Raw genomic sequence first — 22902 nt, 5'->3', positions numbered from 1 at the left:
TCCCACAGGTAGACGCCGTCGGCCTTCACGATCACGCGGCTGCCCGCGCGATTGAGCGCGCCCATGTCCGAGAACGGATGGATGTGGTGCGCGGCGTCGAGCGCGCGGTATTCGGCGGTCGAGCGTGCCTGCGTCGCGCGCGGCGCGGCGGCGGCCGTGGCAGTCGGCGCGGCCGGCTGGATCCAGGCCGATTCGTTGCGGTAAGTCATGTTTCCTCCGTGATTCCGTATGCGGTTGGCACGCTTACACGTGCAGCAGCAGATGGCGGCGTTCCCACGAGCTGATCACGCGGAAGAACGCTTCGTATTCGGTTTCCTTCAGCGCGAAATACGCTTTCAGGAACTTGTGCCCGAGGATCTCGCCGAGCGGCTCGCACGCGGCCATCAGCGTCAGCCCTTCCTCGAGGTTGCGCGGCAGTTGGTACGGCAGGCTGTAGCCGTCGCTGACGAGCGGCTCGGTCGGCTCCAGGCGCTGCGTCATGCCCAGATAGCCAGCCGCGAGCGTAGCCGCGAGCGCGAGGTACGGGTTGCAGTCGACGCCCGGGATGCGGTTTTCGATGCGGCGTGCGGCCGGGCCCGAATGCGGGATGCGGAACCCCACCGTGCGGTTGTCGTAGCCCCATTGCACGTTGATCGGCGCGGCCATGAAGCGCGACAGGCGGCGATACGAGTTGATGTACGGCGCGAAGATCGGCATCAGCGCCGGCGTGTACTTCTGCAGCCCCGCGAGATAGTTGTAGAACATCGACGTCGCGCCGCCGGTTTCCGGCGACGTGAACAGGTTCTGGCCCGTTTCCTCGTCGACGATGCTCTGGTGCACGTGCATCGCCGAGCCCGGTTCGTCTTCCATCGGCTTGGCCATGAACGTCGCGTACATGTTGTGGCGCAGCGCGGCCTCGCGCACCGTGCGCTTGAACAGGAACACCTGGTCGGCCAGCGAGAGCGCGTCGCCGTGCATGAAGTTGATCTCCATCTGCGCGGCGCCGACTTCGTGGATCAGCGTATCGATGTCGAGGTTCTGCGATTCGCAGTACTCGTAGATGTCCTCGAACAGCGGATCGAATTCGTTGACGGCCTCGATCGAATAGGACTGGCGGCCCGTTTCGGGGCGGCCCGTGCGGCCGACCGGCGGGCGCAGCGGCAGGTCGGGGTCCTTGTTCATGTCGACCAGATAGAACTCGAGCTCGGGCGCGACGACCGGCTTCCAGCCCTTTGCCTTGTACAGGTCGAGCACGCGGCGCAGCACGTAGCGCGGCGAGATCTCGACCGGCGAGCCGTCGAAATGCACGCAATCGTGGATCACCTGTGCGGTCGGGTCGACGGCCCACGGGATCAGGCGGATGGTCGACGTGTCGGGCACGCACACCATGTCGGGGTCGGTCACGCCGGTCAGCGAGCCGTCTTCCGGATAGTCGCCGGTGACGGTCTGCACCATCACGGCCTGCGGCAGCCGCATCGATTCGCCGGACGTGAACTTGTTGCGCGGCGTGATCTTGCCGCGCGCGATGCCGGCCATGTCGGGAATGATCGCTTCGATCTCGGTAATCCGGTGCTGCTTCAGAAAGCCTTCGATGTCTTGCATGTCTGTTCTCGTTGTCTGGTTGGCGCGCTCATGCGAGCGCGGCGGCGGCCATGGCGCGCGTGCGTTCGGCGCGGCGGGCGCGGCACGCATCGCCGAACGCGCGGAAGATCGCGCTCGACAGCGGGTCCTGCGCGTGTCGCCATTCCGGATGCCACTGCACGGCCAGCGCGAACGCGGGTGCATCGACGACGCTCACGGCCTCGATCAGGCCATCCGGCGCGATGGCCTCGACGGCGAGGCCGGAGCCGAGCTGCGCGACGCCCTGCTTGTGCAGCGAGTTCACGTGCACTTCGTCGCGGCCGCCGGCGAGCGCATGCAGGTGGCCGCCGGGCGTCAGGCGCACGACGTGCGCGGGGCCGTATTGCGTATCCATCGGCGCGTCGTCGTCCTCGCGGTGATCGGCGAAGCCGGGCACTTCATGTACGCGCTGGTGCAGCGTGCCACCGCAAACGACGTTCAGCTCCTGGAAGCCGCGGCACACGGCGAGCACGGGCACGCCCGCGACGATGGCCGCACGCAAGAGCGGCAGCGTCGTCGCGTCGCGGGCGGGGTCGTGCTTCGTGCCCGGTGCGCTCGGCTCGCCGCCGTACCGATGCGGCTCGACGTTCGAGTAGCTGCCGGTAAACAACAGCCCGTCGACTGCGTCGAGCACGTCGGCAGTCGACTGCCGTTCGCCGAGCGCCGGCAGCACCATCGCGAGCGCATGCGCGCCGTCGACGATCGCGGCCACGTATTTGTCGCCGACCGTATGCGACGCGTGCGCGCCGATCTGGGTGAAGTCGGCGGTGATGCCGACGAGAGGTTTCCTTTCCATGACGTCAATCAGTAATCCGTAGGGACGTGACGCACGTCGGCCCGAATGCGGCAAAACGCGGGCGCGACACGACCCCGCAGCCGGGCGTCGGGCGCGCGGCCGCTGGTGAATGGGCGCAACGGGATGGCGTGGCGATCCGCGCTGCGCGCGACGGTCAGGCCGTCGTTCGTTTCATCGCGATACGCGACGCCGCAACGAATGCGCGAACGCGTTCCGTCACCGCACGGACGATGCGGTTGGCGAATCGACGGACGAAACGAACGACGTGAAGAAAGGAGAGGCGCTACGGCAGCAGCGACGCCACTTCGTCGGTATCGACGGCGACGAATGCGCGTGCGGAAACGGCGTTGTGGCGCCGAACGGAACGACGGGACAGGATGGTGTAGATCGACAGGTGAAGCAGGCGAGGACTATGCCAGCCGCAACTGCCGTCGGAAGCGGGAACGGCGCTGCGCAAACTTCGCACATCGCCTCGATCCCACCTCACCAGAGGGCCACGGACTCTCACGATTACACTCGACTGGTTTGTTGAAAGTATTGAACACCTGATCGTTTCGACGCGCGGGGCGTTTAAAATAATCAAGGTGCCGGCCCGGCGTCATGTGCATTGACGGGCATCGACTGCTGCGTTGCGATAACGCTTTTCGAGGCCTGTGAAAGCCTGATGACGCTGACCTGAGAGCCAGCATATACGAGCCAATAACGGCGTCAAATGTTTTTTAATGGTCCTGCATCAGGGCTTTCCCGAGCAGTGCGAACAAAAGATTCGCAAAAGGAATGGTCGGCGCGCCGTTCATTATTTCGAACGCCTTTCAGGGTTTTCCCCGCTGATGTGCGGCATAAAGTGATTAGAATATTCAACGGCTGTCCCATGCGTCGTTTCACTTTGTCATCGCACTTATCGTGTCCGAAACCGAATCGATGTCCACCGAAGTCGCCGAGCGCCTGCGTTTCGTGCGCAACAAGCATGGCCTGTCGCAGCGCGAACTCGCGAAACGCGCCGGCGTCACCAACGGCACGATCTCGCTGATCGAACAGGGCCGCGTGAGCCCGTCGGTCGGGTCGCTGAAGAAACTGCTCGAATGCATCCCGATGAGTCTCGCGGAGTTCTTTACGTTCGAGCTCGTCGAATCGCGCGCGGTCGTGTCGCGTCGCGACGAGATGCCGAACCTCGGCAACGATTCGCTCGCGTTTCACCTGGTCGGCGCGAACGTGAAGGATCGCAACATGTGCATCCTGCGCGAGATCTACCAGCCGCTGGCCGACACGGGGCCCGAGATGCTCGTGCATGCAGGGCACGAGGGCGGCGTCGTCGTGTCGGGCCGGCTCGAGCTGACCGTCGACGGCGCGACGTGGCTGCTCGACCCCGGAGACGGCTACTACTTCGAAAGCCGCTTGCCGCATCGTTTTCGCAATCCCAGCGCGGAACTGCTCTGCGAGGTCGTGTCGGCCAATTCGCCGGCGACCTTCTGACCGCGCGTCACCGCATTCGCCGCTGGCCGGCTGCGCGCCAGGCGCGCGGCGCGCCGCATCGCGAATGCCAAACCATTGAGGCATCCTGATGAACAAGTTGACTTTGGCTGACTGGCAAAACAAGGCGGCGTCGCTCGCGATCGAAGGGCACGCATTCATCGATGGCGCATCGCGCGACGCGCACGACGGCAGGACGTTCGATTGCGTGAGCCCGATCGACGGCCGCGTGCTGGCGAAGGTGGCCGACTGCGGCGAAGCGGACGTGAACGCCGCCGTCGCGGCGGCCCGCCGCGCGTTCGACGCAGGGGTGTGGGCCGGCCTGAACCCGCGTGCGCGCAAGGCCGTGCTGCTGCGCTGGGCCACGCTGATGCGCGAGCATCTCGACGAACTGTCGCTGCTCGAAACGCTCGACGCGGGCAAGCCGATCGGCGACACGACGACGGTCGACGTGCCGGGCGCCGCATACTGCGTCGAATGGTTCGCCGAGGCGATCGACAAGGTCGGCGGTGAGGTCGCGCCGGCCGATCATCATCTCGTCGGCCTCGTCACGCGCGAACCGGTCGGCGTGGTGGCCGCCGTCGTGCCGTGGAACTTCCCGATCCTGATGGCCGCATGGAAATTCGGTCCCGCGCTCGCGGCCGGCAACAGCGTCGTGCTGAAGCCGTCGGAGAAATCGCCGCTGACCGCGATCCGCGTCGCGCAGCTCGCCTTCGAGGCCGGCATGCCGGCCGGCGTGTTCAACGTCGTGCCGGGCGCGGGCGAACCGGGCAAGCTGCTCGCGCTGCATCGCGACGTCGACTGCATCGCGTTCACGGGCTCGACGGCGGTCGGCAAGCTGATCATGCAGTACGCGGCGCAGTCGAACCTGAAGCGCGCGTGGCTCGAGCTCGGCGGCAAGTCGCCGAACATCGTGTTGCCCGACTGCCCCGATCTCGACCGCGCGGCGCAAACGGCGGCCGGCGCGATCTTCTACAACATGGGCGAGATGTGCACGGCCGGCTCGCGGCTGCTCGTGCATCGCGACATCAAGGACGCATTCATCGAGAAGCTCGTCGCGGCCGCCCGCGCGTACGTGCCGGGCAATCCGCTCGATCCGTCGGTATCGATGGGCGCGATCGTCGACGGCGTCCAGCTCGAACGCGTGCTCGGTTATATCGAGGCGGGGCGCAGCGAAGGCCGGCTCGTTACCGGCGGTGCGCGCGTGAACGCGGAAACGGGCGGCTTCTACGTGGAGCCGACGGTGTTCGAGGTGAAGCCCGATGCGAAGATCGCGCGCGAGGAAATCTTCGGGCCGGTGTTGTCGGTGATCGTGTTCGACGACGTCGACGAGGCCGTCAGGATCGCGAACGATACCGAATACGGGCTGGCCGCGGCCGTGTGGACGTCGGACCTGACGACCGCGCACGACGTGTCGCGCCGGCTGCGTGCAGGTACCGTGTGGGTGAACTGCTATGACGAGGGCGGCGACATGAACTTTCCGTTCGGTGGCTACAAGCAGTCGGGCAACGGCCGCGACAAGTCGCTGCATGCGCTCGAGAAGTACACCGAACTAAAGTCGACGCTGATCCGGCTGCGTTGACAGGCCGCCGGGTGCGGGCGCGTTGCCGTCCGGCGCTGCGCCCGCAATGACCTCCGCGGCCTTTGGCGCGCGTTACGCGGTGCGCAGTGCGGGATGGAAGCCGGCGGCTTCGATGATCGACCGTACGCGCTCGACGCCTTGCGCCGAGTCGATCTTGACGATCTTCGCCGCGACGTCGATGTCGAGCTTCGCGGCGGGGTCGGCGGCGGTCACCGCACGTGTGATGGCGTTGGCGCAGCCGCCGCAGGTCATGTCCTGGACTTCGAATTCCATCGTGTTCTCTCCGGTGAGTGATTGACGAGTACGTTCAGCATGAAGCTTGCCACGGTGGGAAGATCAAGCGTCGCATGCGGTTGATGGCATCGCATCGGCGATTTGTAATGCTGAGGTCTGACGAATGGTCATTTGCGCGCGCGGGTCAGTCCGAATTTTTCCCGATTGACGACTGCACATTGTCGGCTAATTCTCGCGGAGCCTTGCGCGACAAAGCGCACTTGGGATCGACGACGTACGATTTCCATGATCCAAGTGAGGGTACTCCGAGGTGAAAATGCGAATCGATCTTAGTATCGATTCCCTTCAATATTTCCGTTCATTACGCACATGACCCGTTTCGCTATCGGTTTCGCACTGGCCCTGCTGGGCGCCTCGGCCGCGTCCGCCTTCGCTGCCGACGATGTCGTCAACCTGACGTTGAAGGACCACAAGTTTTCGCCCGAGGGCGTGACGATCCCCGCCGGCAAGAAGGTGAAGTTCGTCGTGAAGAACCTCGATGCGACGCCCGCTGAATTCGAAAGCGACGACTTCAAGGCGGAGAAGGTCGTGCCGGCCGGCAAGTCGGTCGAGATTCTGGTCGGGCCGCTGAAGGCCGGGACCTACGAGTTCCACGACGAGTATCACGAAGCGCAGTCGAAGACGCATCTGACCGTCAAGTAAGCCGATACCGACATGCTGTCTACTGCCCTGATCGTCTTTCGTGAAGTGCTCGAGGCCGCGCTGGTGGTCTCGATCGTGATGGCCGCCACGAAGGGCGTGCCGCGGCGCGGCTGGTGGGTAGGCGGCGGGCTGGTCGGCGGCGTGGTCGGCGCCGGCCTGATCGCGGCGTTCGCCGACGCGATCTCGCAATGGGCGTCCGGCATGGGCCAGGAAGTCTTCAACGCGGGCGTGATGTTCGTCGCGACGCTGATGCTCGCGTGGCACTGCATCTGGATGAGCCGGCACGGCCGCGAAATGGCGCTGCACATGGGTCAGGTCGGGCGGGCCGTCGCCGAAGGCAGCCGGCCGCTGACGGGCCTCGCGATCGTGGTCGGCGTCGCGGTGCTGCGCGAGGGTTCCGAGGCCGTGCTGTTCCTGTACGGGATCGCGGCGGGCGACCCGGGCCAGACGCCGCAGATGATCGCCGGCGGGCTGCTCGGCGTGCTCGGCGGCGCCGGGCTCGGCTACGCGATGTATGCGGGCCTGCTGCAGATTCCGTTGAAGCGCCTGTTCTCCGTCACCAACGGGCTGATCGTGCTGCTCGCCGCGGGCATGGCGAGCCAGTGCGTCGGCTTCCTGCTGGCCGCCGGCCTCGTGCCGTCGTGGGGCGATGCGGTCTGGGACACGTCGTGGCTGCTCAAGGAGTCGAGCATCGTCGGCAAGGCGCTGCATACGCTGATCGGCTATACCGCGCGTCCGGCGGGCATCCAGATCGCCGCGTACGTCGCGACGCTCGCGGCGATCGTCGTGCTGGCACGGCTCGTCGGCCGGCCGCGGCAGACGGTGAGGCCGCCGCGCGCCGCGGCGTGAGTGTCTCCGGGCTTCCCGGTTCGAATGAAAGAAGGGGCGTCATGGACGCCCCTTCTTTCATTCGGGATGCATGCGGCGGTGTCGGTCAGGCGTGGTTGTCGATCCACGCGCGCGCCCATTCGAGTCCCGCCTCGCGCGCGTCGTCCTCGGTGTCGAACACGCCGAGCACGCCCGAGGCCTCGACGAGCCGGTTGTTCTGCGTGATCGTGCCGCTCGCCGCGAAGCGCTCGGGCTGCATGATCTCCTCCTGCTGCAGAATCGCATGACCCCAGATCTGGTAGCCGCGGTAGGTCTGCGCTTCCATTATCGGGTCACCTTCGCGGAGCGGCCTTGCGTGCCGACTTGCAGTACGTTGCCGTCCGGCGTGTATTGACGCGGGATGTCGGAGAAGGTGAGCGCGCGCGTCGTGTCCGGCGCGGCGGGCTGCATCACCGTGAGACGCCCGGGCGCGGGTTGCGCAACGGGGCGCGGGGCGGCCGGAGTGTCGGTCGCGGCGGCCGCCGGGCGGTGCGAGCCGGCCTTCATGGCCTGCGCGACGCGGCGCTTGTGCGGTTTCGCGGCGGCCTTCGGCGTGGCGCTCGCGTGCTTCTCCGCGCTCTTGCCGGTGCGCGCGTCAGCGCCCGGGCGGGCGGCCGGTGTGCGGGCATCCTGCGCCCGAGCCGCGGGCTGACGCGCCTCGGGCGGGTTCCAGACCTCGACGTAGTGCTCGGCGGCCCAGCCCGTCGACGCGAACGTCAGCGCCAGCAATCCGCATCCAAACAGTCTTACCATTGTCTCTCCGTCATATTCGTTGCGGCGCGTCCGGCCGGGGCCGATCATGTGCATTCGGGGAAGCCGGCTCAGGAGAACACCTCGAGCCCGTGTTTTTCGACGATCTGGAGCATGCGCGCGGCGATGCCGCTCGGCCGCTTGTCGCCCTGTTCCCATTGGCGGATCGTCGACGTCGTCGTGTTCAGGTAGAGCGCGAACACGCTCTGGCTGACGTTGACCGACTTGCGGATGCGGGCGATCGCTTCCGGAGCGAATTGCGGCGCGGCTTCGATGCAGAGATCGTCGTATTCGCGCATCGTCTTCTTGTCGAGCAGGTTGGCGCGATAAAGCCCCGATGCGGCGCTGTGGACCGCCTCCGTCGCGTCGCGCTTGAATCGCGTTTTAGCCACTGCAAATCTCCACATGAAGACGCGTCGTACGGAAGCGGGCCTGTCGAGCCGGCCGGGCGTGGCACTGGATTATATGCCACTAAGTGGTACCTATTTCGACCTGGCCGGATGGCCTGCCGCACGCCGATGCGACGCCCGGACGGACCGGCGACGGCCCGTCCGGCCAGGCAGCCTTACTCCACCGTCACCGATTTCGCGAGGTTGCGCGGCTTGTCGACGTCGGTGCCGCGCGCGCACGCGGTGTGATACGCAAGCAATTGCAGCGGCACGACGTGCAGGATCGGCGACAGTTGCCCGTAGTGTTCCGGCATCCGGATCACGTGCAGGCCGTCGTCGTTGACGATCTGCGTATCGGCATCGGCGAACACGTACAGCTCGCCGCCGCGCGCGCGCACTTCCTGCATGTTCGACTTCAGCTTCTCGAGCAGCGTGTCGTTCGGCGCGACCGTGACGACCGGCATCGCTTCCGTGACGAGCGCGAGCGGCCCGTGCTTCAGCTCGCCGGCCGGATAGGCCTCGGCATGGATGTACGAGATTTCCTTCAGCTTGAGCGCCCCTTCGAGCGCGATCGGGTAGTGCAGCCCGCGGCCGAGGAACAGCGCGTTTTCCTTGCGCGCGAATTCCTCCGACCACGCGATGATCTGCGGCTCGAGCGCGAGCACGCTGTTCAGCGCGGCCGGCAGGTGGCGCAGCTCCTTCAGGAATTGCGCTTCCTGCGCGGCATCGACGTGACCGCGCAGCTTGCCGAGCGTCGCGGCCAGCACGAACAGCGCGACGAGCTGCGTCGTGAACGCCTTCGTCGACGCGACGCCGATCTCGGTGCCTGCGTGCGTCAGGAACTGCATGTCGGTCAGGCGCACCATCGCGCTCGTCGCGACGTTGCACACGGCGAGCGTATGCGTGTGGCCGAGCGACTGCGCGTGCTTGAGCGCCGCGAGCGTGTCGGCCGTCTCGCCCGACTGCGAGATCACGAGCACGAGCTGGCGCGGGTTCGGCACCGACTCGCGGTAGCGGTATTCGCTCGCGATCTCGACCTGGGTCGGGATCTTCGCGATCGATTCGAGCCAGTACTTCGCGGTGAGGCCCGAGTAGTAGCTCGTGCCGCACGCGAGGATCAGCAGGCTGTCGATCTGCGCGAACGCGGCGGGTGCGGCGTCGCCGAACAGCGTCGCGTCGAAGGCGTCCGTCTGCGGCACGGTGTCGCCGATCGCGCGCGGCTGCTCGAAGATTTCCTTCTGCATGAAGTGGCGATAGGGCCCGAGCTCGACCGCGCCGCCGTAGGCGCTGACGACGCGGATTTCGCGCTGCACGGTGGCGCCGTGGCGATCGACGATCGTCACGCCGTCGAGCGACAGCTCGCACACGTCGCCTTCCTCGAGGAACGTGAAGCGGTCGGTGCTGCCCGCGAGCGCGAGCGCATCGGACGCGAGGAAGTTCTCGCCGTCGCCGTGGCCGACGACGAGCGGCGAACCCTGGCGCGCGCCGACGACGGTGTGCGGCTGGTCCTTGTGAATCACGGCGATCGCATACGCGCCGTGCAGCTGGTGCACGGCTTCGCGCACCGCGTCGAACAGGTTGCCGCGGTACAGGCTGTGCACGAGGTGCGCGATCACTTCGGTGTCGGTCTGCGACACGAATTCGTAGCCCTTCGCGCGCAGCGCGTCGCGCAGCGGCTCGAAGTTCTCGATGATGCCGTTGTGCACGAGCGCGAGCGCGTTCGACGAGAAGATCGGGTGCGCGTTGTGCGTGACGGGCGCGCCGTGCGTGGCCCAGCGCGTGTGGGCGACGCCGGTCGTGCCTTCGAGGTGCGTCTCGCGCACCTGCGCGTCGAGATCGGCGACGCGCGCGACGCTGCGCGCGCGCTTCGGCGCGCCCGGTTCGAGCACGGCGACGCCGCACGAGTCGTAGCCGCGGTATTCGAGGCGCCGCAATCCTTCGATCAGCACCGGGACGATATTACGTTGCGCAACTGCGCCGACAATGCCGCACATGTATGGTCAATCCTGTCAGTCGACGCGGGCGCCGCGCGGGCGCCCGCAAAAGGTTCAGCTCTTCTTCTTGACCGGGCGGACGTAGCCGCTCTTCGCGGTCTGCGTCTTCTCGTTCAATGCGAGGACGCCTTCGGCGACGTCCTTCCAGATCGTCGTGCCGGCGGCGATCGTCACGCCTCGGCCGACGCGCACGGGCGCGACGAGCTGCGTGTCGGAGCCGACGAACACGTCGTCCTCGATCACGGTGCGGAACTTGTTCGCGCCGTCGTAGTTGCAGGTGATCGTGCCCGCGCCGATGTTCACGCGTGCGCCGATGTCGGCGTCGCCGATGTACGTGAGGTGATTCGCCTTCGAGCCGTGGCCGATCACCGCGTTCTTCACCTCGACGAAGTTGCCGACGTGCGCTTCGTCCGCGAGCTGCGCGCCGGGGCGCAGCCGCGCGTACGGGCCGATCACGGTGTGCGCGCCGAGCTCGGCGCCGTCGATGTGCGTGAACGCGTCGATGCGCGTGCCCGCGCCGATCGACGCGTTGCGGATCACGCAGTTCGCGCCGACGGTTACGTTGTCGGCGAGCGTCACGTTGCCTTCGAACACGCAGTTCACGTCGATCGACACGTCGCGGCCGCAGCGCAGCGTGCCGCGCACGTCGACGCGCGCCGGATCGGCGAGCGTGACGCCGTCGGCGAGCAGCGCATCGGCGACGTTACGCTGGTGAATGCGCTCGAGCTCCGCGAGCTGCGCCTTGCCGTTCACGCCGAGCGTTTCCCATTCGTCGTCGGGCTGCGACGTGACGACCTCGAAGCCGGCCTCGATCGCGAGTTCGACGACGTCGGTCAGGTAGTACTCGCCCTGCGCGTTTTCGTTCTTCAGCGCGCCGAGCCACATCGACAGCTGGGCCGTCGGCGTGACGATGATGCCGGTGTTGATCTCGGCGATCTTCAGCTCGTCCGGCGATGCATCCTTCTGCTCGACGATGCGCGTGACGAAGCCGGCCGCGTCGCGCACGATGCGGCCGTAGCCGGTCGGATCGTCGAGCGTGACGGTCAGGATCCCGTAGCGGCCTTCGCGCGCGGCATCGACGAGGCGCCGCAGCGTCGACGCGCGCGTGAGCGGCACGTCGCCGTACAGCACGAGCGTCGGCTGGGCGGGATCGAGCAGCGGCAGCGCCTGACGGACCGCATGGCCGGTGCCGAGCTGCTCGGCCTGCACCGCGAACTGGACGTCGGGTGCGGCGACGGCGGCCTGGACCTGCTCGGCGCCGTGGCCGACGACGACGACGAGCCGGGACGGCTGCAGCGTGCGCGCGGTGTCGATGACGTGGGAGAGGAGCGGCCTGCCGGCCAGGGGGTGAAGCACTTTCGGCAGCGCGGAACGCATGCGCTTGCCGGTGCCTGCCGCCAAAATCACGATATTCATGGCGCGCGCTTGGTCAGGGAGTTCGAAGCCGTCCATTTTAGCATGCGGCCCCCGCCGTTCCGGGCCTGCCGCAGCGGGCGCGCCACGCCGGAAAGGGCGCTCGGCGCCCGCTTCCGGCGGGTGTTCGGGCCCTGCTTACAGGTCGTCGAACTGGACGATCGAGATCGGTTGCGCGGCGCCCGGCGCGGCCGAGTCGTCGCCCGACGCGCACGGCTCCTCGTCGAACGCGATGTCGCCTTGCGGATCGGCTTCGCCCGTCGCGCGCAGCGACTGGAACGGGTACAGCGTCGTGTCCATCAGGTGCGACGGCACGACCTTCGCGAGCGCGTTGAACATGTTGTCGACGCGGCCCGGGAAGCGCTTGTCCCATTCGCGGATCAGCGCCTTCATTTCCGCGCGCTTCAGGTTCGGCTGGCTGCCGCACAGATTGCACGGGATGATCGGGAATTCGCGCAGCTCCGCGTATTTCTCGAGATCGGTTTCCTTCACGTACGCGAGCGGGCGGATCACGATGTTCTTGCCGTCGTCCGACTGCAGCTTCGGCGGCATCCCCTTCAGCTTGCCGCCGTAGAACATGTTGAGCAGCAGCGTCTGCACGATGTCGTCGCGGTGATGGCCGAGCGCGATCTTGGTCGCGCCGAGCTCGCCGGCCACGCGGTACAGGATGCCGCGACGCAGCCGCGAGCACAGCGAGCAGGTCGTCTTGCCTTCCGGCACGAGCCGCTTGACGATGCTGTAGGTGTCCTGGTTCTCGATGTGGAACGGCACGCCGACCTGTTTCAGGTATTCGGGCAGCACGTGCTCGGGGAAGCCCGGCTGCTTCTGGTCGAGGTTCACCGCGACGATGTCGAAGTCGATCGGTGCGCGCTCGCGCAGGCGCAGCAGCACGTCGAGCATCGCGTAGCTGTCCTTGCCGCCCGACAGGCACACCATCACCTTGTCGCCCTGCTCGATCATGTTGTAGTCGCCGATCGCCTGGCCGACCTGGCGTACGATCCGCTTGAACAGCTTGTTGTTCTCGTACGCTTCCTTCTGCTCGCGGCGCGTCAGCGCCTGGCGGCCGGCCGGGGCGGCGGTTTCGTCCAGCGTAACGGCGTCGGCCGCCGTGTCGTTCATGTGGGGGGCGTTCATGCGCGCTCCTCGTCCTTGATGCGAAAGACTTCGACGCCGACGGCGTCGCAGTCCGGATAGGCGTCCGGTTTCTCGGTACGGACGCGTACCGCGCGCACGGCATCGTGCGCCAGCAGGTGCGCGGCGATCGAGTCGCACAGCGTTTCCTGCAGGTGGATGTGGCCGCGCGCGAGGCATTGCGCGACGCTCTGCTTCATCAGATCGTAGTCGACGACTTCGTGCAGCCGGTCGTCGACGGGCGTCGACTGCGCGAGCGGCACGAACAGGTCGACGTTGATGACGACGCGCTGCTCGCCGCGCTTCTCGTGTTCGAAGGCCCCGATGTTGATGTGCACCTCGTAGTCGCGCAGGTAGAGCCTGCGGCAATCCGCGAGGCGGGGGTGCAGGAGAGCGGAAAACATGGTCGTCCCAGTCAAATTGGCGTGCGCGCACGCAAAGCGGCGCGGGCGGCGGCGGTCACGCCGCGCCCGCGCGGTTCATTCATTCGGGCCGGCGGCGGGCGGCACCAGGTGCTCGCCGCCGTCGACGGTCAGCGTCGCGCCCGTCACGCCGGGCGCGCTCGCGAGATAGCAGGCGGCCGCCGCGATGTCGTCCGCGTGCGGCGCGTGGCCGCGCACGAGCGCCGCGACCCGCACCTTCGGCGCGAGCGCCAGCGCGAGCGCCGACGTCGCGCGGTTCAAGGCGGCCTGCATCAGCGCGTGCGACAGCTGCGCCGGTGCCGGGTGAAACAGGGCCTGATCCAGTACGTGGATCGCGCACGCGCGCAGCGCTTCGTGCTCGCGCGCGGCGTCGGGCGTCGCATCGGCGAGCGCGCGGGCCAGCGCGAGCGGCGCCGTCACGTTGCGCGCGAGCGCGGCGGCGAGCGACGCGCCGTCGACCGTGTGCGCGTCGTCGGCGCCTGCGCTGGCGCTGACGAACACCGCGCACGCGGGCCGGCCGAGCGCGTCGCCGCATGCGGCGACGAGGGCCGCGGCATCGGCTTCCAGGGCCGGATCGGCGTCGAGCACGGCCGCGCGGCGGCCCAGCGCCGCGACTTCGGCGACGAGCGCGTCGGCGGCCGCGCGCGGCGCGCCGTGGCTGCGCTGCAGCGCGACGTCCCAGCCGCGGCGTGCGAAACCCGTCGCGAGCGCGCGGCCGATCGACGCGGCGTCGGCCGTGCTGCCCAGGGCGCCCGTGACGAGCACCACGCGTGGGGTCGACGTATCGGCTGAAACGGTCATTTACAATGCCGGGATGAACCCGAAAGCTCACGAACCCGCTAGTTTACCTGCTCCCGGCCCCGACGCGCTCGCGCAGTCCGAAACCCTTGCCGCGCAACTGCGCGACGAGATCGCGGCGGCCGGCGGCTGGCTGCCGTTCGACCGCTTCATGGAGCGTGCGCTGTATGCGCCGGGGCTCGGCTATTACAGCGGCGGCGCGCGCAAGTTCGGGCGCCGCGCCGACGACGGCAGCGATTTCGTCACCGCCCCCGAGCTGTCGCCGCTGTTCGCGCAGACGCTCGCGCAACCGGTGGCCGAGGCGCTCGCGGCGAGCGGCACGCGCCGCGTGATGGAATTCGGCGCCGGCACCGGCAAGCTCGCGGCCGGGCTGCTCGCGGCGCTCGACGCGCCGGGCGTCGAACTCGACGAATACCTGATCGTCGACCTGTCCGGCGAGTTGCGCGAACGGCAGCGCGAGACGATCGAAGCCGCGGTGCCGGCGCTGGCCGCGAAGGTGCGCTGGCTCGACGCGCTGCCCGAGCGGTTCGACGGCGTCGTGGTCGGCAACGAAGTGCTCGACGCGATGCCGGTGCGGCTGTTCGCGAAGGCGGACGGCGCATGGCGCGAGCGCGGCGTCGCGCTCGACGCGCGGCAGGCGTTCGTGTTCGACGACCGGCCGGTCGGCGCAGCCGGCCTGCCGGCGGCGCTCGCGGCGCTCGACGTCGGCGATGGCTACGTGACCGAAACGCACGAAGCGGCGCTCGCGTTCACGCGCACCGTCTGCACGATGCTCGCGCGCGGCGCGGTGCTGCTGCTCGACTACGGTTTTCCCGCGCACGAGTACTACCACCCGCAGCGCGACCGCGGCACGCTGATGTGCCACTACCGTCACCACGCGCACGACGACCCGTTCGCGTACCCGGGCCTGCAGGACATCACCGCGCACGTCGAATTCACCGGCATCTACGATGCGGGCGTCGCGACCGGCGCCGATCTGCTCGGCTACACGTCGCAGGCGCGCTTCCTGTTGAACGCAGGCATCACCGACGCGCTGGCCGCGATCGACCCGTCCGACGTCCGCGCGTTCCTGCCGGCCGCGAACGCGGTGCAGAAACTGATCTCGGAGGCCGAGATGGGCGAGCTGTTCAAGGTGATCGCGTTTTCGCGCGGGATCGACGGCACGCTCGACGCGTTCGCGCGCGGCGACCGCTCGCACGCGCTCTGACCGGAGCCGGAGATGCTGCGCTGGCTGATGGCGTCGTTCGTGGCGGTGATGATCCTGACGCGCTGCTGGCCATGGCTCGGCAAGCTCGGCATCGGGCGGATGCCGGGCGACGTCACGCTGACGCTCGGCGGGCGGCGCTATCCGTTCCCGTTCATGTCGACGCTGGTGCTGACGATGCTGGTGTCGATGGTGGCGCGGCTGCTCTGAGCCGAAGGCGGCGGCGCGTCGCGGCCGGGCCGCGACGCGCGCACGAGGAACGATCGATGACGGCGCGCGCGTGACGGCGCGCATTGCGGTTCGCGCGTTACAGTTCGCGCATTACAGTTCAATTTCGCCGAGGATCCGGTGCGCGAGCGCCTTCGCCTCCTCGAACGCTTCTTCCTCGCTCGAACTCGTCGTGTGGACGTCGTAGCGCATGTTCTCCGTCTCGTCGCCGTCGTCCCGCGCGAGGATCACGTAGCCCTGGAACTGGCCGTTGTCGGCGCGATGCGTATGCGCCTTGGCCGTGTAGATGCCTTTGGTGAACGTGTTCGTGTCCATCGTGCCTCTCCCGCAATAGGACACTTCATCGTAGCACTGCGGCGCAGCATGTACAGCGCCGCCTATCGGCGACCGATCACCGCGCCGCCCCTGCCCGTCACCGTTCCAGCAGCGCGACGACCTCGTCGAGCGTCGGCGCATGCGCGCCCGTGTGCCGGCACGCGGCGGCGCCGGCCGCCAGTGCGAACGCGAGATGCTCGCGCCAGCCGCGCTGCGGCGCGGCCATCAGGCTGAACAGCAGGCCGCCGATCGACGCGTCGCCCGCGCCGACGGTGTCGGCCACCTCGACGCGCGGCGGGCTGGCCTCGTACACGTCGCCGTCCGCATGGAGCGTCGCCGCCTGCGCGCCGCGCGTGACGAGCACGGCCGCCTGCGGGTTCAGCGCGCGCACCGCCGCGATCGCGTCGGGGCCGTCGCCGCCGAACAGGTGACGCAGGTCTTCGTCGGACACCTTGATCAGGTCGGCAAGCGCAGCCATCTTCTCCAGCGTCGGCCGGTATGCGGCCGTCATCAGGTTGCGCACGTTCGGATCGAAGCTGATTTTCACGCCGCGCGCATGCAGATCGGCCGCGAGCGCGGCCAGCGTGCCCGCGAGCGGCTCGCGCACGAGGCTGATGCAGCCGAAATGCGCCCATTTCACGTGATCGGTCCAGCCGGCCGGCAGCCGGGCGGGATCGAACGCGAGGTCGGCGCTCGCTTCGCCGATGAAGAAGTACGCGGGTGGGCGCGTCTCGTGGACGATCGCGAGCAGCGGCGGCCGCGCGACGCGCTGCAGGAAGCGCAGGTCGAGCCCGGCCGCTTCGCTCGTGCGCCACAGCACGTCGGAGAAGCAGTCCTCGCCGATCGAGCCGGCGAGCGCGCTCGGCACGCCGAGCCGGGCGACCGCGCGCGCGACGTTCCAGCCGGCGCCGCCCGGCACCGACGTCCACTGCGCGTCGCCTGCGCGCACCATGTCGGTCAGGATGTCGCCCGCCGACACGAAAGCCGGAAACGTGCCGCCGCTCATTGCGTCGGCTCGCTGCGTTGCATGCGCGCGAGGGTCGCGAGCACGTCGTAGCATGCGCCCATCGTGTGATAGTCGGTCTTGCCGGCCGGGCTCTTCTCGTCGCTGTACTTGCGGTTGTCGCAGGTGAGGATCCGGTACCACGCGCCGTAGCGGTGATCGACGAAATGCGCCCAGCTGTAGCGCCAGATCTCGTCGTACCAGTCCCAGAAGCGCTCGCTGCCGGTGCGCGCGCCGAGCATCGCCGCCGCCGCGAAGGTTTCCGCCTGCACCCAGAAATACTTGTTGTGGTCGCAGATCGTGAAGTCCGGGCCGAAGCCGTAGCAGAGGCCGCCGTGATCGGCATCCCACGCGTGCGTGAGCGCCGCATCGAACAGTTCGGCCGCGCGCGGCGCGAGCCAGTCGAGCGGGCGGTGCCGCTCGAGGATCAGCAGCAGTTTCGCCCATTCGGTCTGATGCCCGGGCTGGAAGCCCCACGGACGGAAGATGTTCGAGCTGTCTTCCTTGTTGTAGTCCCAGTCGATCGACCAGTCCGCATGGTAGTGCTCCCACACGAGCCCGCCCGACAGCGCGGCCTGGCGTTGCGTGATGTGGGAGGCGAGCTTTTCCGCGCGATCGAGGTACGTGAGGTGGCCGGTCGCCTCGTAGGCGGCGAGCAGCGCTTCCGTCATGTGCATGTTCGCGTTCTGGCCGCGATACGACGACACGTGCCAGTTCGGCGTCGCGTCGTCCGCATACAGGCCCGCGGCCGCATCCCAGAAGCGGTGCTCGGCGAGTTCGTAGGTTGCGGCGATCAGCGCTCGCGCTTCGTCGATGCCGGCCATCGTCGCGTGCGCGGCCGCGAGCAGCACGAACGCGAGCCCGTAGCAGTGGCGCGTGCCGTCGAGCGTCGCGTGCTTCGCGCCGTCGCGCCAGTCGAGCTCCCAGTCGTAACCCTGCAGCGCGTCGTCCCAGTGCGCGTCGCGCAGGAAGCGCAGCCCGTGGCGCGCGTAGTCGAGGTGGCGCGGGTCGCCGAAATGGCGGTACGCCATCGCGTAGTTGAAGACGAACCGGCAACTGCTGACGAGGTGGCGCGACGTGCGGTTGTAGACGCTGCCGTCGTCGCGGAAGTAATGGTGGAAGCCGCCCGTCGGGTCGAATGCGTGGGCCGCGTAGAAGCGCAGCGTGTCCTCGACGTGCGACAGCAGGAACGACGGGTCGCGGAAGCTCGCGACGAACGGTGCCGCTTGCGCGTGGCTGACCGGCGCGGCGGCGCGGGATTGGACCGGGGGCATGTTCATGATTCTTGGACCGTGGCGGTATCGAGTGCCGGGGAGCCGGCGGGCTGGCTGCTGGCCCGCACGATCAGCTCGACGGGCAGGGAAATCTCGGTGCGCTCGGGCGCTTCGGCGAGCAGCAGTTCGACGCCGCGGCGGCCGAGCGCTTCCTTGTCGACCGCGAGCGTCGTGAGCGGCGGGCTCGCGTGTGCGGCGGCCGGGATGTCGTCGAAGCCGACGATCGCGATGTCGTCCGGAATCCGCAGGCCGCGCGCGAGGCACACGCGCTGCGCGGCCAGCGCCGCCGCGTCGTTGTACGCGAACACGGCTTCCGGGCGCGGGCCGGGCGCGTCGAGCAGTTGCTCCATCGCACGCGCGGCGCCCGTGTCGGGGTCGAGCCCCGCGTCGATCGTCACTTCGTAGGCGGGGTCGAACAGCCGCCCGGCTTCGAAGAACGCGCGCCGATAGCCGATCGCGCGTTGCGCGATGCTGTAGTGCGCGGCCGAGCCGCCGATGAAGGCGATCCGCGAGCGGCCGGTGGCGAGCAGATGGCGCATCGCGAGCGCTGCGCCCGTCGCGTTGTCGATGTTGACCGAGCGCAACCCGGGCGCCCACAGGTCGATCAGCACGAGCGGGCGGCCGGTGGCGGCGAGCGCCTCGATCGTCTCGGGCTCGATGAAGCCGGCGACCGCGATCGCGTCGGGTGCGTGCGGGCGCATCTGGCGCAGCACGTCGTCGTTCGGGCCGACCGTGAGCAGCGTCGGCACGATGCCGCGCTCGCGGCAGGCGTCCTCGACGCCGTGCAGCACGTGCGAGAAGAACGGGCTCGCGGGAAAGCGGTTGTGCTGGCGGTGCAGCAGGAAGGTGAGCCGGCGGATGCGCGGCCGCAACTGCGCGGAATCGTAGCCGAGCTGCCGCGCGATCTCGACGATGCGTGCACGGGTGGCTTCGGACAGGCCGGGCTGGTTTTTCAGCGCGCGCGAGACGGTGCCGATCGAAACCTCTGCCGCCCGCGCCACATCGCGAATGGTCGTACCCATCGTTCGGGGTCCGGTTTGTTTAGGGTGGAAGCGATTGTATAGTAAAAATTATCGCGGAATTCGGGCCGGATAACCGGGGAATACCCGCGAATAACGGCTGTTTAGGCACTAATCTGCGAAAACGCCGTTACTAAAAATACTAAACAAAACGAGAAAAAGGCAAGGTGGCGTGTGGGTGTCGGGCGGTGCAGCCCGAGCGCAGGAAAAAGCGGCGGCCGCGAGCGCGTGCCGCGGACCGGCGTGGGGGTGCGGCGTGCCGCGGCCGTCGCGTGCGACGGCGGCAAGCCGTGGCGCCACAGCCCGACCTTGTGCGGGACGGGCATCGGGCGGGTCGCCTGGTGTGCGGGCGCTTTCCGTGCGCAACCAGTGCGTACCCGTCGACCGTTCGCCGTTCAGCCCGTCGCCATCGCCATGGCCGGCGGTTCGCCGCGATGGCGCAGCGCCGCGCGGCCGGCATCGAGGTCGACGACCGCGAGCCCGTCCGGCTGTTGCTTGGCCCGCCGCTTCGCGAGCGCCGCGACCGACGCGATCTCGTCGCTGCCGTAACGTTTCGCGCCGTGCGCGCCGGCCGGCACGCCGACCGCGCCGATCGCCATCGTCACGAAGCCGAAGAACGCCGGGTTGCCGTGGCGGTCCTCGCCGCGCAGCCCGCCCGCTAGCCGGTCGGCCTGCGTGTAGAAGAGCTGCGCACCGTCGTTGAAGCGCGCGATCGCGTCGGCGGCGCGCTCGCGCCAGTCGTCGCGCTGAAACAGCACGAGGAAATCGTCGCCGCCGACGTGGCCGAGAAAATCGCGCTGCGGATCGCACACGCCGGCCAGCACCGTCGCGGCGAACTTCAGCACTTCGTCGCCCTGCCAGTAGCCGTACTGGTCGTTGAACGGCTTGAACTGGTTCAGATCGACGTAGCATGCGTGAAAGCCGGCGTCGCGCTGGAGCAGCCGGTCGATGTGCGCGCTGATCGGGATGTTGCCGGGCAGGAACGTCAGCGGATTCGCGTAGCGCGCGGCCTCGATGCGCATCTCGGTCACGGCGCGCACGAGGCTTTCGCCGGTGCCGAGCCCGACATAGCGGCCGTGTTCGGTGATCACGAAGCCGTCGGCGAGATAGCGCTGGTCGTGGCTCGCGAGCAGCATCGCGAGTTGCTCGAACGTGGTCGCGTTGTCGATCATCAGCGGCGTATCGTTCGCGAACTGCAGGCACGGCTTCTTCCCGAATACCTCGCGGTGATACGGCAGCGCGAAACGATCGATGAAGCCGCGGCGATTCACGAGCGCGACGGGCCGCCCGCGCTCGACGAGCGCGACCGCGTGCAGGTCGGGCATCCGGTTGAACAGGTCGAGCACGTCGTTGCTGGTCGCGTCGCGCGGCAGCGCCGGGGCGGGCACGAGCATTTTCCCGGCGATCGTGCCGGCCGGCCGCACCGCGCGCGTCACGCCGGGAAACACCGCGATGTGCGGCGCGCGGATCGCATCGCGCGCGGCCGGCGCGACCACCCGCGACGGCTGCGCGTCCGGCCGGCCGAGCAGGAAGCCCTGCACGCAGCAGATGCCCATGTCGCGCACGACGATCAGGTCGCATTCGTTCTCGATGCCTTCCGCGATCAGCTTCGCGCCGCTCGCGTGCGCGAAGTGCTGCATCGCCTTCACGGCTTCGAACTTGAGCGGGTCGCGCGCGATGTCGTGGATGAAGAAGCGGTCGATCTTCACGACGTCCGGGTGCAGGCGCAGCCACAGGTTCATGCTCGCGTTCGCGGTGCCGTAGTCGTCGAGCGCGAACTGGATGCCGGCGTCGCGCAGCGACGCGACGGCCGGCCCGATGTGCGCGACGTCGGGAATCGCGTTCTGCTCGGTGAGCTCGATCACGATGCGCTCGGCGCCGACCCGTGCGCGACCGAGGAACTGGCGTGCGCGCTCGCGTTCGCTGGCGAGCGTGAGAATCGTGCCCGCGCTGAAATTGAGGAACAGCTTGCCGTCGCAGCCGAGCGCCGCGAACGCGTCGAGGCAGGTGAGCGCGGCGGCCCGTTCGAGCGCGATGGTTTCGCCTTCGCGCGCGGCCTGCGCGAACAGGGCGGCGGGCGGCTCGAGGTCGGTGCCACGGGGCCCGCGGATCAGCCCTTCGTAACCGACGACCGTCCCCGATCCGAGATCGACGATCGGCTGGAAAACGGCGGCGAGCGCGCGATCCGCGATCAGGCGCGTGGTGCGGGCGACAGCGGGATCGGAGTGGAGCGCGGGCATGGGCGAGGGCAGCCGAATCGACGGGACGCCCAGCTTAACGGCAGCGCTTGCGGAGAATTGAATGAAGATTTCGTGACGCGATGGGCGTTGCCGGTGCATCGCGCCCGGCCGGGGCTGGTAGGGGCGGGAAGCGAGAGGAGGGAGGCGGGAGGCGGGAGGGGGGAGGGGGGAAGCGAAAAGCGAAAAGCAGGAAACGGGAAGCGAGAGGCGAGAGGCGGAAAGCTGCCAGCAGCGGCCATCGCGCCTCCCGGACGCGTCAGCGTTTGCTCGTGCTCAGCGCGCCGGACGCGGCTGTCGCGTCGCCCTCGTCCTCGCCGCTCGTGTCGCGGGCGCCCCAGCGCTGCGCGAGCGCCGCGCACGCCATCAGCTGGATCTGGTGGAACAGCATCAGCGGCAGCACGATCGCGCCGACCGCGTTCGCCGAGAAGATCACCTTCGCCATCGGCACGCCGGCCGCGAGGCTCTTCTTCGATCCGCAGAAAATGATCGTGATCTGGTCGGCGCGGTTGAAGCCGAGCCGCTTGCTGACGAACGCGGTCAGCAGCAGCGCGATCGCGAGCAGCACGAGGTTGACGACGACGAGGCCGCCGAGCGCGCGCGGCGGAATCTGGTGCCACAGCCCCTCGTTGACCGCCTCGCTGAACGCGACGTAGACGACCAGCAGGATCGAGCCCTGGTCGACGAAGCGCAGCACGCCGCGATTGCGGTCGATCCAGCCGCCGATCACGGGCCGCAGCAACTGGCCGGCGATGAACGGCACGAGCAACTGCATCACGATGCTGCCGACAGTGCTCCACGGCGATGCGGCCGCGGCCGACTGCGACGTGATCATCAGCCCGACGAGCGCCGGCGTGACGAAGATCCCGAGCAGGCTCGACGCCGATGCCGCGCACACGGCGGCCGGCACGTTGCCCTTCGCGATCGACGTGAATGCGATCGACGACTGGACCGTCGACGGCAGCGTGCACAGGAACAGCACGCCCGCATACAGCGTTGGCGTGACGAGCGGCTGCAGCACGGGTTTCAGCGCGAGGCCGAGCAGCGGGAACAGCGCGAACGTGCTGAGCAGCACGAGCGCGTGCAGCCGCCAGTGCGTCGCGCCCGCGACGACGGCTTCGCGCGACAGTTTCGCGCCGTGCAGGAAAAACAGCAGGCCGACGGCGACGTTGGTCGCCCAGTTGAACGCATGGGCGGCCGGGCCGCGGCAGGGCAGCAGGCTCGCGAGCACGACGGTGCCCACGAGCGCGAGCGTGAAGTTGTCGGGAAGAAAACGGGGACGGGCCATCGGGAAACTCGACTCGGAAATGGCGAAGGCGCGCGTCGCGCGCGCAGATGGCGTCATTGTCGCGGCTGGCGATTCACTACACAAATTCATTGTGCGAATCGATTGATGAATCGTCCGCATGAGATGGCGGCCGTCGCATCTGCCCGATCGAGCCTGAAACCGCAGAAGAATGTGCTGTCGCGATCGT

Annotated in this window: 24 protein-coding genes and 1 pseudogene; 6 read left to right on the top strand and 19 right to left on the bottom strand. The window is 68.3% G+C overall.

What is annotated here, in order from left to right; all coding sequences use genetic code 11:
• The 4 genes and pseudogenes from WS61_RS31500 to WS61_RS35880 form a co-directional block, all read right to left on the bottom strand.
• A pseudogene (locus tag WS61_RS31500) lies at positions 1 to 209 on the bottom strand (aspartate aminotransferase family protein); the annotation flags it as partial.
• A gap of 34 nt (positions 210 to 243) precedes the next feature.
• On the bottom strand, positions 244 to 1581 hold the full coding sequence (locus tag WS61_RS31495; RefSeq protein ID WP_034208577.1) for a glutamine synthetase family protein: 1338 nt from the start codon (positions 1579 to 1581) through the stop codon (positions 244 to 246).
• A gap of 28 nt (positions 1582 to 1609) precedes the next feature.
• Positions 1610 to 2395, bottom strand: coding sequence for a gamma-glutamyl-gamma-aminobutyrate hydrolase family protein (locus WS61_RS31490; protein ID WP_059506486.1), 786 nt, complete (start codon positions 2393 to 2395; stop codon positions 1610 to 1612).
• A 283-nt stretch (positions 2396 to 2678) separates the two neighbouring features.
• The gene (locus WS61_RS35880) at positions 2679 to 2861 is read right to left on the bottom strand and encodes a hypothetical protein (protein ID WP_006488040.1); all 183 of its coding nucleotides are present in this window, start codon (positions 2859 to 2861) and stop codon (positions 2679 to 2681) included.
• A 455-nt stretch (positions 2862 to 3316) separates the two neighbouring features.
• Here WS61_RS35880 and WS61_RS31475 point away from each other — a divergent pair, with 455 nt between their 5' ends.
• Positions 3317 to 3868, top strand: a complete 552-nt coding sequence (locus WS61_RS31475) for a cupin domain-containing protein (protein WP_059506493.1) — start codon at positions 3317 to 3319, stop codon at positions 3866 to 3868.
• A gap of 88 nt (positions 3869 to 3956) precedes the next feature.
• Positions 3957 to 5447 (top strand): aldehyde dehydrogenase, encoded by a 1491-nt coding sequence (locus WS61_RS31470; protein ID WP_059506482.1) that lies wholly within the window; start codon positions 3957 to 3959, stop codon positions 5445 to 5447.
• A gap of 72 nt (positions 5448 to 5519) precedes the next feature.
• On the opposite strand, the gene WS61_RS31465 is transcribed toward WS61_RS31470, so the two are convergent.
• The gene (locus WS61_RS31465; protein ID WP_059506481.1) at positions 5520 to 5720 is read right to left on the bottom strand and encodes a heavy-metal-associated domain-containing protein; all 201 of its coding nucleotides are present in this window, start codon (positions 5718 to 5720) and stop codon (positions 5520 to 5522) included.
• A gap of 330 nt (positions 5721 to 6050) precedes the next feature.
• Between WS61_RS31465 and WS61_RS31460 the strand changes: the two genes are divergently transcribed.
• Both WS61_RS31460 and WS61_RS31455 read left to right on the top strand, forming a co-directional pair.
• Positions 6051 to 6383 (top strand): cupredoxin domain-containing protein, encoded by a 333-nt coding sequence (locus WS61_RS31460; RefSeq protein WP_059506479.1) that lies wholly within the window; start codon positions 6051 to 6053, stop codon positions 6381 to 6383.
• Between the two features lie 12 nt (positions 6384 to 6395).
• Positions 6396 to 7232 carry an FTR1 family protein gene (locus tag WS61_RS31455; RefSeq protein WP_059506477.1) on the top strand — a complete coding sequence of 279 codons (837 nt, stop codon included), beginning with the start codon at positions 6396 to 6398 and terminating at the stop codon, positions 7230 to 7232.
• An 85-nt stretch (positions 7233 to 7317) separates the two neighbouring features.
• Here WS61_RS31455 and WS61_RS31450 read toward each other — a convergent pair whose 3' ends face one another.
• From WS61_RS31450 to WS61_RS31415, 8 genes are all read right to left on the bottom strand, one after another.
• The gene (locus WS61_RS31450) at positions 7318 to 7536 is read right to left on the bottom strand and encodes a hypothetical protein (RefSeq protein ID WP_059506475.1); all 219 of its coding nucleotides are present in this window, start codon (positions 7534 to 7536) and stop codon (positions 7318 to 7320) included.
• Complete coding sequence (locus WS61_RS31445; protein ID WP_059506490.1) at positions 7536 to 8003, bottom strand: hypothetical protein; 468 nt, start codon at positions 8001 to 8003, stop codon at positions 7536 to 7538. The genes WS61_RS31450 and WS61_RS31445 overlap by 1 nt, the downstream gene beginning before the upstream one ends.
• A 68-nt stretch (positions 8004 to 8071) precedes the next feature.
• Complete coding sequence (locus WS61_RS31440) at positions 8072 to 8392, bottom strand: DNA-binding transcriptional regulator (protein WP_059506474.1); 321 nt, start codon at positions 8390 to 8392, stop codon at positions 8072 to 8074.
• A gap of 173 nt (positions 8393 to 8565) precedes the next feature.
• Positions 8566 to 10383, bottom strand: a complete 1818-nt coding sequence (glmS, locus tag WS61_RS31435) for a glutamine--fructose-6-phosphate transaminase (isomerizing) (RefSeq protein ID WP_059506472.1) — start codon at positions 10381 to 10383, stop codon at positions 8566 to 8568.
• Positions 10384 to 10437: 54 nt separating this feature from the next.
• Complete coding sequence (gene glmU, locus WS61_RS31430; protein ID WP_059506470.1) at positions 10438 to 11799, bottom strand: bifunctional UDP-N-acetylglucosamine diphosphorylase/glucosamine-1-phosphate N-acetyltransferase GlmU; 1362 nt, start codon at positions 11797 to 11799, stop codon at positions 10438 to 10440.
• A gap of 135 nt (positions 11800 to 11934) precedes the next feature.
• On the bottom strand, positions 11935 to 12930 hold the full coding sequence (gene ttcA / locus WS61_RS31425; RefSeq protein WP_059506468.1) for a tRNA 2-thiocytidine(32) synthetase TtcA: 996 nt from the start codon (positions 12928 to 12930) through the stop codon (positions 11935 to 11937).
• Entirely contained in the window at positions 12927 to 13331 is a 405-nt protein-coding gene (locus tag WS61_RS31420) for a dihydroneopterin aldolase (protein ID WP_027785625.1), read from the bottom strand. Before WS61_RS31420 ends, ttcA begins: the two co-directional genes overlap by 4 nt.
• Before the next feature lie 75 nt (positions 13332 to 13406).
• Entirely contained in the window at positions 13407 to 14150 is a 744-nt protein-coding gene (locus WS61_RS31415; RefSeq protein WP_059506466.1) for an SDR family oxidoreductase, read from the bottom strand.
• A 13-nt stretch (positions 14151 to 14163) separates the two neighbouring features.
• Here WS61_RS31415 and WS61_RS31410 point away from each other — a divergent pair, with 13 nt between their 5' ends.
• Together WS61_RS31410 and WS61_RS31405 are read left to right on the top strand one after the other, a co-directional pair.
• A complete protein-coding gene (locus tag WS61_RS31410) occupies positions 14164 to 15354 on the top strand; it encodes a class I SAM-dependent methyltransferase (RefSeq protein ID WP_059506464.1) in 1191 nt (396 codons plus the stop codon).
• Between the two features lie 12 nt (positions 15355 to 15366).
• Positions 15367 to 15561 (top strand): DUF2905 domain-containing protein, encoded by a 195-nt coding sequence (locus WS61_RS31405; RefSeq protein WP_006484654.1) that lies wholly within the window; start codon positions 15367 to 15369, stop codon positions 15559 to 15561.
• A 111-nt stretch (positions 15562 to 15672) separates the two neighbouring features.
• Here the strand turns inward: WS61_RS31405 and WS61_RS31400 are convergent, their stop codons facing one another.
• The 6 genes from WS61_RS31400 to WS61_RS31375 all read right to left on the bottom strand — a co-directional run bounded on the left by WS61_RS31400 (position 15673) and on the right by WS61_RS31375 (position 22715).
• Positions 15673 to 15894, bottom strand: coding sequence for a hypothetical protein (locus WS61_RS31400; RefSeq protein ID WP_034208564.1), 222 nt, complete (start codon positions 15892 to 15894; stop codon positions 15673 to 15675).
• Between the two features lie 97 nt (positions 15895 to 15991).
• A complete protein-coding gene (locus WS61_RS31395) occupies positions 15992 to 16900 on the bottom strand; it encodes a carbohydrate kinase (protein WP_059506462.1) in 909 nt (302 codons plus the stop codon).
• The gene (locus WS61_RS31390) at positions 16897 to 18177 is read right to left on the bottom strand and encodes an AGE family epimerase/isomerase (protein WP_059506460.1); all 1281 of its coding nucleotides are present in this window, start codon (positions 18175 to 18177) and stop codon (positions 16897 to 16899) included. Before WS61_RS31390 ends, WS61_RS31395 begins: the two co-directional genes overlap by 4 nt.
• Complete coding sequence (locus WS61_RS31385) at positions 18174 to 19193, bottom strand: LacI family DNA-binding transcriptional regulator (RefSeq protein WP_059506458.1); 1020 nt, start codon at positions 19191 to 19193, stop codon at positions 18174 to 18176. The genes WS61_RS31390 and WS61_RS31385 overlap by 4 nt, the downstream gene beginning before the upstream one ends.
• Positions 19194 to 19585: 392 nt before the next feature.
• On the bottom strand, positions 19586 to 21430 hold the full coding sequence (locus WS61_RS31380) for a phosphodiesterase (RefSeq protein WP_059506456.1): 1845 nt from the start codon (positions 21428 to 21430) through the stop codon (positions 19586 to 19588).
• A 256-nt stretch (positions 21431 to 21686) separates the two neighbouring features.
• Positions 21687 to 22715 carry a bile acid:sodium symporter family protein gene (locus tag WS61_RS31375; protein ID WP_059506454.1) on the bottom strand — a complete coding sequence of 343 codons (1029 nt, stop codon included), beginning with the start codon at positions 22713 to 22715 and terminating at the stop codon, positions 21687 to 21689.
• Positions 22716 to 22902 lie beyond the last annotated feature (187 nt).

The organism is Burkholderia sp. ABCPW 11 (genome assembly GCF_001523445.1).
Classification (GTDB): Bacteria; Pseudomonadota; Gammaproteobacteria; order Burkholderiales; family Burkholderiaceae; genus Burkholderia.
The sequence above is the reverse complement of the archived record's forward strand: the minus strand, read 5'-3'. Positions and strand labels throughout refer to the sequence as shown.

Bases quoted from the DNA above. Each gene is read 5' to 3' on its own strand.
- WS61_RS31495 (WP_034208577.1), bottom strand. From the start codon at position 1,581: ATGCAAGACATCGAAGGCTTTCTGAAGCAGCACCGGATTACCGAGATC.
- WS61_RS31490 (WP_059506486.1), bottom strand. From the start codon at position 2,395: ATGGAAAGGAAACCTCTCGTCGGCATCACCGCCGACTTCACCCAGATC.
- WS61_RS31475 (WP_059506493.1), top strand. From the start codon at position 3,317: ATGTCCACCGAAGTCGCCGAGCGCCTGCGTTTCGTGCGCAACAAGCAT.
- WS61_RS31470 (WP_059506482.1), top strand. From the start codon at position 3,957: ATGAACAAGTTGACTTTGGCTGACTGGCAAAACAAGGCGGCGTCGCTC.
- WS61_RS31465 (WP_059506481.1), bottom strand. From the start codon at position 5,720: ATGGAATTCGAAGTCCAGGACATGACCTGCGGCGGCTGCGCCAACGCC.
- WS61_RS31460 (WP_059506479.1), top strand. From the start codon at position 6,051: ATGACCCGTTTCGCTATCGGTTTCGCACTGGCCCTGCTGGGCGCCTCG.
- WS61_RS31455 (WP_059506477.1), top strand. From the start codon at position 6,396: ATGCTGTCTACTGCCCTGATCGTCTTTCGTGAAGTGCTCGAGGCCGCG.
- WS61_RS31450 (WP_059506475.1), bottom strand. From the start codon at position 7,536: ATGGAAGCGCAGACCTACCGCGGCTACCAGATCTGGGGTCATGCGATT.
- WS61_RS31445 (WP_059506490.1), bottom strand. From the start codon at position 8,003: ATGGTAAGACTGTTTGGATGCGGATTGCTGGCGCTGACGTTCGCGTCG.
- glmS (WP_059506472.1), bottom strand. From the start codon at position 10,383: ATGTGCGGCATTGTCGGCGCAGTTGCGCAACGTAATATCGTCCCGGTG.
- glmU (WP_059506470.1), bottom strand. From the start codon at position 11,799: ATGAATATCGTGATTTTGGCGGCAGGCACCGGCAAGCGCATGCGTTCC.
- ttcA (WP_059506468.1), bottom strand. From the start codon at position 12,930: ATGAACGCCCCCCACATGAACGACACGGCGGCCGACGCCGTTACGCTG.
- WS61_RS31420 (WP_027785625.1), bottom strand. From the start codon at position 13,331: ATGTTTTCCGCTCTCCTGCACCCCCGCCTCGCGGATTGCCGCAGGCTC.
- WS61_RS31415 (WP_059506466.1), bottom strand. From the start codon at position 14,150: ATGACCGTTTCAGCCGATACGTCGACCCCACGCGTGGTGCTCGTCACG.
- WS61_RS31410 (WP_059506464.1), top strand. From the start codon at position 14,164: ATGAACCCGAAAGCTCACGAACCCGCTAGTTTACCTGCTCCCGGCCCC.
- WS61_RS31405 (WP_006484654.1), top strand. From the start codon at position 15,367: ATGCTGCGCTGGCTGATGGCGTCGTTCGTGGCGGTGATGATCCTGACG.
- WS61_RS31400 (WP_034208564.1), bottom strand. From the start codon at position 15,894: ATGGACACGAACACGTTCACCAAAGGCATCTACACGGCCAAGGCGCAT.
- WS61_RS31395 (WP_059506462.1), bottom strand. From the start codon at position 16,900: ATGAGCGGCGGCACGTTTCCGGCTTTCGTGTCGGCGGGCGACATCCTG.
- WS61_RS31390 (WP_059506460.1), bottom strand. From the start codon at position 18,177: ATGAACATGCCCCCGGTCCAATCCCGCGCCGCCGCGCCGGTCAGCCAC.
- WS61_RS31385 (WP_059506458.1), bottom strand. From the start codon at position 19,193: ATGGGTACGACCATTCGCGATGTGGCGCGGGCGGCAGAGGTTTCGATC.
- WS61_RS31380 (WP_059506456.1), bottom strand. From the start codon at position 21,430: ATGCCCGCGCTCCACTCCGATCCCGCTGTCGCCCGCACCACGCGCCTG.
- WS61_RS31375 (WP_059506454.1), bottom strand. From the start codon at position 22,715: ATGGCCCGTCCCCGTTTTCTTCCCGACAACTTCACGCTCGCGCTCGTG.